Raw genomic sequence first — 10496 nt, forward strand, 5'->3', positions numbered from 1 at the left:
CAACCAGGCCGACCGCGCCAACCAGGCCGACCGCGCCAACCCCTCCAACTCGGCCCGGTCGGCGGGGGAGCGGGACCGGGCGCTGGAGACGGCGTACTGCGCCGAGGTGGTGGCGGTGACCTATGAGGCCATGGGGTTGCTGCCGGCCGGCCGGCGTCCGAACTGGTACGACCCGGGGCGGTTCTGGAGTGGGGACGACCTCGGTCTGGCCGCCGACGCCCGGTTGGGTTCGGAGATCGAGGTGCGGGTGCCGCCGCGCTGAGGTTTGACCTGGGCGGTGACCGGCAATTGCTGTGACCGTGAACGCCTCCACGGATCTTGACACGTTGGCCGACTTCTTCGACCGGTACGGCGTGGCGTTGACCTCCGGCGATCTGCCGGCCATCGCCGGCTGTTACGCGCTGCCCGGGTTGGTGGTGGCCGACACCTACAGCTTCTCGTTCACGTCCGCGGCGGCGGTGGCGCTGTCCTTCGTGGGCGCCGCGCCCGACTATCAGGACCGGGAGTTGGTCGCGGCCCATGCCCGGATCGAGGACGTGCAGCCGGTGTCCGCGCTGTTGACGATGGTGGCGGTGGAGTGGGAGTTCCTGGACAGTCAGGGGCAGGCGGTGCCGGGGGAGCGGTACCGCTATCTGCTGCGTATCTCGGATGACGGACCACTGATCTGCACGGTCGTCCGGACGGGCTGACCGACCGGGGCCGGTCGGTCCGATCCGTACCCGCCCGGTTTCCGGTCCGTGCGGCTCTGGCTACGCTGTCGCGTCGGTGGGGGACGAGGGGAGACCTGATGGCGGTACGCCCGGACGGTGCGGCAGATTCGCGGGCGGCGCGGGTGTTGGCGTCGGTGCCGTGGATCGTGGTGCTGCTCGGTGTGTGCGCGCTGGTGCTGCTCCTGGTGATCGCGTTGTTGTCGTTCCGGACCAGGGAGCGGGACGCGCCGGAGCAGGCCGCGCCTCCGGCGTTCCTGCCGACCGTGCCGGCCGCCGCGTCGGCCACCGGTGGGCCGACTCCGGCCGCTGTGGAGCGGCGCTCGGTGTCGCCGCGACCGTCGCGCAGCAGTCGGACGCCGTCGCCGCGGGCGACCGTGACGGGATCGCCGACTCCGGGGCGGACGAGCGTCCTGGCGGCCCCGCCGGCATCGGCGGAGGAGCCGGTCAGCGCCCGGTACCAGGTCGGTACGAACGGTTGGGACGGAGACGCGGCTGAGCTGTCGATCGCCAACGAGTCGAGTCAGTCGATCGACTGGCGGGTGGAGTTGGCGTTCGACGACGACACGTGGAGCCTGCGAGTGGGTGATGACTCGGGCATCTCGGTGTGGGGGCGCGGGAACGGGGAGTTCGTGGTGCGCGGCACCCGTTCGCTGAATGCGGGTGACTCTCGGACGCTGCGGCTTCGCGTCGGCTGGGGTGACTCGGCGCAGCGACCGCTCAGGTGCACGATCAACGGGGTCGACTGCCGGATCGCCTGAGCTGGAGCCGGGTGGGTGGCGCGGCGGCGCTGCGCCGCCAAGGCTTTCCGGCCCGGGGCGTCGATCGCTACGCTGCGCGGACGGTCCGCTGAAGGAGGTACATGTCCGGCATACGCCGACGTGCTCCGCGTCCGTCGCACGGTCCGGTCGCGATCGCATCGTCGCCCTGGATCGTGGTGGGCGCCGGTGTCGTCGTGATGGTGGTCCTGCTCTTCGTGGCTCTGGGCGCGTACCGGGGACGTAGTCCGGCGCCGGACGGCGCGCAGCCGCCGGCGCTTCCGGTGCCGACGGCTGTGGCGCCGAGCGTGCCCACGTCGGTGCCGTCTCCGGCGCCGGTGCTGCCGGGGATTTCCGGGCGTGCGAGTGGGCTGCCGCCGAGCTCTGTGGCCGGGTCCGGTTCACCGTCGGCCCACCCGACGGTCGGTCCGACCGGGAGGGCGACGGCGACGCGGTCGCCGAGCCGGGCGGGGCAGGGGCAGCCGGCGATGGCCGGACGGTACCGGGTGGTGCAGAGCTTCGACGGGGGTTTCATCGGCGAGGTGGCGATGGTCAACGCGTCCGCCCAGAGCCGGGGTTGGACGGTGCGGTTGGAGTTCTCCGGGGGACGGCTGGTGACCGCCTGGGTGGAGGGCGTCCCACAGGGGACGGTCCGGGCGAGCGACGACGGCTTCACGTACGTCAGCGGGGTTGACGTGTCGCCCGGTGGTTCGGTGTCGTTGCGGTTCCACATGGAGCGGGCGGCCAGCACGCCGCTGGAGTGCACGGTGGACGGGGTGCGCTGCACCGGGTTCTGAGCGGCGCTTCCGCAAGGATGCTGCTTTGTTGCGACCATGTTTGCAAGGTATTGCAGAATGTTTCGGCAAGGGTTAGCGTGCGGCCAATCAGCAACCAGAGGAAGGCGTCGATGAAACCCCCGCCGATACCGCGCACCGCCCTGCTGACCCTTGCCTCCCTGCTCACCGTCACGCTCGTCGGCGCTCCGGTCGCCGTGCATCCCGCCGCCGCGGACTCCCGGTCGTCCGATCGCGCCGCCCTCGCGACGGGCGGCGCGACCCAGTGGCGTGCCGAACCCACCGCCGACGCGTTGCTGAAGGCCGGCGGCAACTCCGCCCGAGCCGAGCAGTTCTACTTCGTCCTGCCGGACCGGTTCGCCAACGGAGACCCCCGCAACGACCGGGGTGGTCTCACCGGCGACCGGCTGCGGACCGGCCTCGACCCGACCGACAAAGGCTTCTACCACGGCGGCGACCTCAAGGGCGTCATCGACAAACTGGACTACATCCAGGGGATGGGCACCACGGCCATCTGGCTCGCGCCGATCTTCAAGAACCGGCCGGTGCAGGGCGCCGGCAACGACATCTCCGCCGGCTACCACGGCTACTGGATCACCGACTTCACCCAGGTGGACCCGCACTTCGGCACCATGGAGGAGATGAAGCGGCTGGTCAAGCTCGCCCACCAGCGCGGCATCAAGATCTACCTCGATGTGATCGTCAACCACACCGCCGACGTCATCAAGTACGCCGAGGACAAGTACGCGTACGTGGACAAGGCGACCTCGCCGTACACCGACGCGCAGGGCCGGGCGTTCGAGGACCGCAACTACGCCGACGGCAGCCGCGCGTTCCCGCCGGTCAACCAGGGATCCTTCCCGTACACGCCGACGTTCGCCGAGCCGAAGGACGCGAGCGTCAAGGTCCCGGCCTGGCTGAACGACGCCACCATGTACCACAACCGGGGTGACTCCACCTTCGCCGGCGAGAACAGCGAGTACGGCGACTTCTTCGGCCTCGACGACCTGTGGACCGAGCGTCCCGAGGTGGTCCGGGGGCTGACCAAGGCGTACGGGGACTGGATCGGCGCGACCGGCGTCGACGGCTTCCGGTTGGACACCGTGAAGCACGTCAACATGGACTTCTGGCCGCAGTTCAGCCAGGGCATCGAGCGGGCCGCCGAGAAGGTCGGCAAGAAGGACTTCTTCATGTTCGGCGAGGTGTACAGCGCCGACCCGGAGATCAGCTCCAGCTACGTCCGGCAGGGTGGCCTGCCGGCCACCCTCGACTTCGCCTTCCAGGAGGCCGCGCGGGGCTTCACCGCCGGCGCCGGCTCCGCGAAGGCGCTCGCCGACGTGTACGCCCGCGACGACCTCTACGCGGCCCGGGACACCGACGCCGGCCGGTTGCCCACCTTCCTCGGCAACCACGACATGGGCCGGATCGGTTCGTTCATCGCCGCTGGTGGCAGCGACCCGGCCAGCCACCTGCGCCGCGACCAGCTCGCCCACCAGCTGATGTTCCTGACCCGTGGCCAGCCGGTGGTCTACTCCGGCGACGAACAGGGCTTCACCGGCCCGGGCGGGGACAAGGACGCCCGCCAGGACATGTTCGCGTCGAAGGTTCCCGACTACCTCGACGACGACCTGCTCGGCACCGACCGCACCCACGCCAGCGACCAGTTCGACCCGACCCACCCGCTGTACCGGACCATCGCCGACCTGGGCCGGCTGCGCCAGGCCCACCCGGCACTGCGCGACGGTGTGCAGGTCACCCGGTACGCGGCCGACGGGCCGGGCGTCTTCGCCGCCTCCCGGATCGCCCCGGCCGACCGCACCGAGTACGTGGTGGCCGTGAACAACGCCGACACCGCGCAGACTGTCACCGTGGACACCTGGTCGGCCGGCGCCACCTTCACCGGCATCTACGGCGGCTCGGGCGACGAACAGGCCGGCGGTGACGGGGAGTTGACCCTGACCGTGCCGCCGCTGTCGGCGGCGGTGTACCGGGCCGGCAGCCCCATCGCACCGGCGGCCGAGAAGCCGACCATCACCATCACCAGCCCCCTTCCTGGCGCGCCGGTCGCCACCCGGGCGGCGGTCAGCGCCCGGGTGACCGGCGATCCGTTGGCCACCGTCACCGTCGCGGCGCGGGTGGCCGGCGGGCGGTGGACGCTGCTGGGCAGCGCCGACCACGCCCCGTACACCGTGCAGCACGACCTGACCGGCCTGGCCGGCGGCACCCGGGTCGAGTACAAGGCGGTGGTCCGCGACGGCCGGGGCCGTACCGCCACCGCCCGGTCCACCGCGGTCGTGGGGACCCCGGCGCAGGGCAGCTCCCGGGAGTGGGCGGTGGTGCACTACCAGCGCCCCGCCGGGGGGTACGACGACTGGGGGCTGTACGCCTGGGGGGACATCGACCCGGCGTACGTCACCGAGTGGCCGAAGGGGCAGCCGTTCGCCGGGGAGGACTCCTACGGCCGGTTCGCCTGGGTGAAACTCAAGCCGGGCGCGACGTCGGTGAAGTTCCTGGTCGTCGACAAGGCTGGTACGAAGGACGTCGCCCAGGACCGCAGCATCGACGTCACCGAGACCGGCGAGATCTGGCTCAAACAGGGCGACCCGGCGATCTACCCGAGCCGGCAGGCGGCCACCGGTGAGCCGGACCCGCCGGTCGAGGAGGGCACCGCGGTGCTCCACTACCGCCGGGCCGACGGCAACTACGACGGCTGGGGCCTGCACGTGTGGGACGGCGCGGCCAACCCGACCGAGTGGTCCGCGCCGCTGAAGCCCACGAGGACCGACGCGTTCGGGGCGGTGTTCCGGGTGCCGCTGGCGGCCGGCGCCACCGGCCTGAACTACATCATCCACCAGGGCGACACCAAGGACCTGCCCGACGATCAGCGACTCGACTTCGCCAGCGCGGGCCGGGAGGTGTGGTTGCTCGCCGCCACACCGGGTCGCCTGCTGCCGTCGACGGCCACCACCGCCAGCGGGGACACCGACATCAGCAAGCAGAAGGCGCACTGGATCGACCGGTCCACCGTGGCGTGGCAGACACCGCCGACCGACGGCAAGACGTACGCACTGGTCGCCGCGCCCAGCGGCGGGGTCAGCGTGGTCGACGGCGAGCTGACCGGCACGTACACCACGTTGCCGTTGCGGGCGCAACGCAACGGGCTCACCGAGGCCCAACGCGAGCGGTTCCCGCACCTGTGGTCGTACCGTAGCTTCGCCCTGGACCGCGCGGACCTGGCCAAGGTCCCGGCGGCGCTGCGGGGGCAGTTGCTGGTCACCGAACGCGACGCCGACGGTGCGCTGCTCGCCGCGACCGGCGTGCAGATCCCCGGCGTGCTCGACGACGTGTACGCCGGGGCGACCGACGCCACCCTCGGGCCCACGTTCGCCGGACGGACGCCGAGCCTCGCGCTGTGGGCGCCGACCGCCCACAGCGTGCGTCTGCACCTGTTCGACTCGCCCACCGCCGCGCCGAAGGCAGTGTCGATGCGCCGCGACGACCGCACCGGCGTCTGGTCGGTGCGCGGCGACCACACCTGGACCGGCAAGTTCTACCGGTACGAGGTGCGGGCGTGGCAGCCGGCGACGCAGCAGATGGTCACCGCGGCGGTCACCGACCCGTACTCGGTGGCCCTCGCCGCGGACTCCACGCACAGCCAGCTCGTCGACCTGAACGACCCGACGCTGGCTCCTCCCGGGTGGCGCACGCTGCGCAAACCGGCACCGGTGCCGGCTGCGAAGGCGCAGATCACCGAGCTGTCCGTGCGGGACTTCTCCATCGCCGACGACACCGTGCCGGCCGAGCGGCGGGGGACGTTCCTGGCGTTCACCGACCCGAAGACCGCCGGCATGACCCACCTGCGGGCGCTCGGCGACGCCGGGGTCACCCACCTGCACCTGCTGCCGGTGTTCGACTTCGCGACGATCCCCGAGAAGCGGGCCGAGCAGCGCCAGCCGGCCTGCGACCTGGCCGCGCTGCCGCCAGACTCGGCCGAGCAGCAGAAGTGCGTGGCGGCGGTCGCCGAGACCGACGGCTACAACTGGGGGTACGACCCGCTGCACTACACCGTGCCGGAGGGCGGCTACGCCGTCGACCCGGTCGGCGCGGCGCGGACCACCGAGTTCCGGCGGATGGTCGCCGGGGTGAACGACGCCGGGCTGCGGGTGGTCATGGACGTGGTCTACAACCACACGTCGGCGGCCGGCACCGACGCGAAGTCGGTGCTCGACCAGATCGTGCCCGGCTACTACCACCGGCTGCTTGAGGACGGCACGGTGGCCAACTCCACCTGCTGCGCCAACACCGCCCCCGAGCACGCCATGATGGGCAAGCTGGTGGTCGACTTGCTGGTCACCTGGGCCCGGCAGTACAAGGTGGACGGCTTCCGCTTCGACCTGATGGGCCACCACCCGAAGGCGAACATCCTGGCCGTCCGGGCGGCCCTGGACCGGCTGACAGTCGCCCGCGACGGCGTGGACGGCCGATCGATCATGCTCTACGGCGAGGGCTGGAACTTCGGCGAGGTCGCCAACGACGCCCGTTTCGTCCAGGCCACCCAGGCCAACATGGCCGGCACCGGCATCGGCACCTTCAACGACCGGCTGCGCGACGCGGTGCGCGGCGGGGGCCCCTTCGACGCCAACCCACGGGTGCAGGGTTTCGCCTCCGGGCTCTACACCGACCCGAACGGCGACGCGGTCAACGGTTCACCGGCCGAGCAGAAGGCCCGGCTGCTGCACGCCCACGACCTGATCAAGGTGGGGCTCACCGGCAACCTGCGCGGCTACCGGTTCACCGACACCGCCGGGCGTGAGGTCACCGGGGCGCAGGTGGACTACAACGGCTCCCCGGCCGGCTACACCGCCGCGCCGGGGGAGGCCGTCACCTACGCCGACGCGCACGACAACGAGATCCTGTACGACGCGTTGGCGTACAAACTGCCGCAGGCCACCACGGCGGCGGACCGCTCCCGGATGCAGGTGCTGGCGCTGGGCACTGTGGTGCTGGGACAGGGCACCGGGTTCGTGACCGCCGGCACCGAACGGCTGCGGTCGAAGTCGCTGGACCGCAACTCGTACAACTCCGGTGACTGGTTCAACCAGATCCGCTGGGGCTGTGAACGGGGCAACGGGTTCGGCGCCGGTCTGCCGCCCGCGCCCGACAACGAGGACAAGTGGTCGTACGCGAAGCCGCTGCTGGCCGACCCGGCGCTGGTGCCGGACTGCGCGGCGATCAACACCACCGACGCCCGGTACGCCGAGTTGCTGCGCATCCGGGCGTCGTCGCCGGTGTTCGGGCTGGCCACCGCCGAGCAGGTGCAGCAGCGGGTGGCGTTCCCGCTGTCCGGTGCGCAGGAGACGCCGGGGGTGCTGACCATGACCCTGGACGCCCGAGGGCTGGGCGGGCCGTGGAAGTCGGTGACCGTCGTCTTCAACGGCACCCCGTCGGCGGCCAGCCAGACGGTGACCGGGCTGCGCGGAGCGGACGTGGCACTGCACCCGGTGCTTGTCGACTCGGCCGACCCGGTGCTGCGTACCGCCTCGTTCGACCGGGCGGCCGGCACGTTCACCGTACCGGCGCGCAGCGTGGCGGTCTTCGTCCAGAAGTGACGTGAAAACCGGCCCCCTTCCGCGTCTCGCGGAAGGGGGCCGGTTCGTTGGTGATCAGGCGAAGCAGTTCTCGATGGTGCCGCCCGGGATGGCCAGGCAGTTGGTCGGACGGTTCGCGGTGATGGCGGACTTGTCGTCCACGTTCACGTCTCCGAAGAAGCTGAAGACACCGCCCGGCTCGAAGGTGGAGAAGTTGTGGGCGACCTTCGTCTTCGACAGGTTGACCTCGCCGAAGATGTTGAAGATGCCGCCGCCGACCCCGATCGGGCCGATGGCCCGGTTGCCGACAACCTCGCTGTCGCGCAGCGTGGTGACGCTGCCGGCGTTGAAGAGCCCGCCGCCGAAGAAGCCGGCGGTGTTGTCCTTGATGCTGCTCTTCTCGAACGTGGCCACGCTGTCGAAGGCGATGGCCACACCGCCGCCGACGCCGGCGGTGCTGTTCTTCTCGATCGTGGCGTTGTGCAGGTTCAGCTGGCTGTCCGCCGCAGCGATACCGCCGCCGGCGAGAACCGCGGTGTTCGAGACGAACTTGGTCTCGTACGCCGTGGTGTTGCCCTCGATGTCGAGGTAGCCACCACCGAAGCCGAGCGTCTCGTTGTCGGTGATCTCGGCCTTCTTGAGCTCGACCGTTCCGCCGTCGACGTCGTCGGTGAAGATCTCCGCGGCGCCGTTGGAGATACCGCCACCACCGATGACGGCGGTGTTGTCACTGATCTTCGACTCCTCGACCTTGAGCAGGCCGGCGTTGAAGACGCCGCCACCGAAGAAGAAGGCGGTGTTACGGGTGATGGTGCTGTGCCAGATCTTCGTGGTGCCGAAGTTGGCCACGCCACCACCGTTGCCGCCCGACTGGTTCAGGACGACCTCGGACTCCAGGATCTCGGCGGTGCCGCCCGGCTGGACCAGGATGCCGGCGCCGTCGTTCTCCTCCGGCTGCTCGACGAGCGGCGTGACGACGCCCGGCGTGACCTTCGGGGTGACCTTCGGCGCGGCCTTCAGGCCGGCCTTCGGGTTGGCCTGCCGCGCGGTCAGCGCCTGGGCCAACGGGGTGCCCGCCTTCACCTGCGCGGCGATCGCCTCGGAGTCCGAGTAGGCCGCCCAGACCGCGGCCGGCTCGACACTGTTCTCCAGTTCGAGGGTCTGGCCACCCTTGATGGTCAGGCCCTTGATCGTGAGGTGACCACCGGCGCCGACGTTGAGGATGCGGAAGTAGTCCGCCGTGGCTTCCCGAGAGATCGTGGTGTGCTCACCCTTGAGCGTGATCCGCTCGGTGATCACCGGCAGGCCGTTGCCCTCGTAGTCGTTGCGGGTCAGGTTGTAGGTGCAGCCCTTGGCCAGCTCCAGCACACCGCCGTGCTTGTTGTTGGCGAACACGATCGCCTGAATCAGCTTGTCGGTGTCGCAGGGCACCTCCTTCCCGCGCTCGTGGTCCTTGTCCCGGTCCTTGTCCCGGTCCTTGTCCCGGTCCTTGTCCTTGTCCTTGTCCCGGTCCTTGTTCCGGTCCTCGTCCTTGCCCCAGTCGCGCGCCTCGTCACCCCGCTGGTCACCGTCCTTGCTGACCTGCGCGGTGTTCCAGTTCAGGCCGACCGCTCCGGCGCTGCCCGCGACGCCCACCGCCGCGAGACTGATCACGCCCGTCAAACCGGCCACGCCACTGGCGAGCCAGAGCTTGCGGCGGCGCTTCGCCGTCGCCCGCCCGGAGGCTTCGTTGTTCGTTAGGTAGTTGGACATCGGAGCTCTCTGCCCTCTCCTCGTACCAGACAGGGTCGCCGCCGTCAGACGGGTGTCCCCTGCTACAAATCGGTTGTAGCTCCCAAAACCACCGTATGAGAAGGTTCCTCGCCTCGCGGGCTTATCCGAGAGAAGCCCACATTCGGTTCATGTTGCCCCCAGCGGGCCTGGACGGACACACCGCGCCCCAAGCCGGGCCTGCAAGCGTCTGACCTGCCCAAATGGGTACGCCCCTCCGAGCCGGTCACGGCTCGAAGGGGCGCCCCTTCTATGTGGTTCAGCCCCACCCGATCAGGCGAAGCAGTCCGCAACGTTGAAGCAGTTGTTCGGGCGGTTGGCAGTGACGGCGGACTCGTCGTCCAGCGTCACGGTGCCGCCGATGCTGTTGAAGATGCCCCCCGGCGGAAGGGTGGAGAAGTTGTGCGCCACCTTCGTCCGGTGGAGCGTGACCTCGCTCCCCTCGCCGTTGACGATGCCGCCGCCACGGCCGAACGGACCGAGGGCCCGGTTGCCCACCACCTCGCTGTCGCGCAGCGTGGTGACGCTGTCGTCGTTGAAGAGGCCGCCGCCGGAGAAACCCGCGGTGTTGTCGTTGATCCTGCTGTTCTCGATCGTCGCGACGCTGTCGGAGGTCACCGCCAGGCCGCCACCGTCGCGAGCCGCGCTGTTCTTGACCACCGTGGCGTCCTTGAGGGTGAGCTGGCTGTCGGCCACCGCGACGCCACCACCGTCGAGTAGCGCGGTGTTGTCGCTGACCGTCGTCTGGTGCAACGTCGTGGTGCCCTCGACGTCCAGGACGCCGCCGCCGAAGCCGAGCGTCTCGTTGTCGGTGACCTCGCTCTTGTGGACCCAGACCGAGCCGCCGTCGACGTCGTCGGTGAAGATCTCCGCGGCGCC

Annotated in this window: 5 protein-coding genes and 2 pseudogenes; 5 read left to right on the forward strand and 2 right to left on the reverse strand. The window is 70.5% G+C overall.

Annotated elements, in window-relative coordinates; translation table 11 throughout:
- From PSH25_RS08685 to pulA, 5 genes and pseudogenes are all read left to right on the forward strand, one after another.
- A pseudogene (locus PSH25_RS08685) lies at positions 1-262 on the forward strand (hypothetical protein); the annotation flags it as partial.
- Positions 263-299: 37 nt separating this feature from the next.
- A complete protein-coding gene (locus PSH25_RS08690) occupies positions 300-689 on the forward strand; it encodes a DUF6841 family protein (RefSeq protein ID WP_238658501.1) in 390 nt (129 codons plus the stop codon).
- 98 nt (positions 690-787) lie between these two features.
- Entirely contained in the window at positions 788-1468 is a 681-nt protein-coding gene (locus PSH25_RS08695; RefSeq protein ID WP_238658502.1) for a hypothetical protein, read from the forward strand.
- Between the two features lie 485 nt (positions 1469-1953).
- Positions 1954-2262, forward strand: a complete 309-nt coding sequence (locus PSH25_RS08700; RefSeq protein ID WP_238658503.1) for a cellulose binding domain-containing protein — start codon at positions 1954-1956, stop codon at positions 2260-2262.
- Positions 2263-2372: 110 nt separating this feature from the next.
- The gene (pulA, locus tag PSH25_RS08705) at positions 2373-7868 is read left to right on the forward strand and encodes a pullulanase-type alpha-1,6-glucosidase (RefSeq protein WP_238658504.1); all 5496 of its coding nucleotides are present in this window, start codon (positions 2373-2375) and stop codon (positions 7866-7868) included.
- A gap of 54 nt (positions 7869-7922) precedes the next feature.
- On the opposite strand, the gene PSH25_RS08710 is transcribed toward pulA, so the two are convergent.
- Both PSH25_RS08710 and PSH25_RS08715 read right to left on the reverse strand, forming a co-directional pair.
- Entirely contained in the window at positions 7923-9599 is a 1677-nt protein-coding gene (locus PSH25_RS08710; RefSeq protein ID WP_238658505.1) for a hypothetical protein, read from the reverse strand.
- A gap of 291 nt (positions 9600-9890) precedes the next feature.
- Positions 9891-10496, reverse strand: a pseudogene (locus PSH25_RS08715) (right-handed parallel beta-helix repeat-containing protein); the annotation flags it as partial.

The organism is Micromonospora foliorum (assembly GCF_022229015.1).
GTDB classification, from domain to species: Bacteria; Actinomycetota; Actinomycetes; order Mycobacteriales; family Micromonosporaceae; genus Micromonospora; species Micromonospora foliorum.

Bases quoted from the DNA above. Each gene is read 5' to 3' on its own strand.
- PSH25_RS08695 (WP_238658502.1), top strand. From the start codon at position 788: ATGGCGGTACGCCCGGACGGTGCGGCAGATTCGCGGGCGGCGCGGGTG.
- PSH25_RS08700 (WP_238658503.1), top strand. From the start codon at position 1,954: ATGGCCGGACGGTACCGGGTGGTGCAGAGCTTCGACGGGGGTTTCATC.
- pulA (WP_238658504.1), top strand. From the start codon at position 2,373: ATGAAACCCCCGCCGATACCGCGCACCGCCCTGCTGACCCTTGCCTCC.
- PSH25_RS08710 (WP_238658505.1), bottom strand. From the start codon at position 9,599: ATGTCCAACTACCTAACGAACAACGAAGCCTCCGGGCGGGCGACGGCG.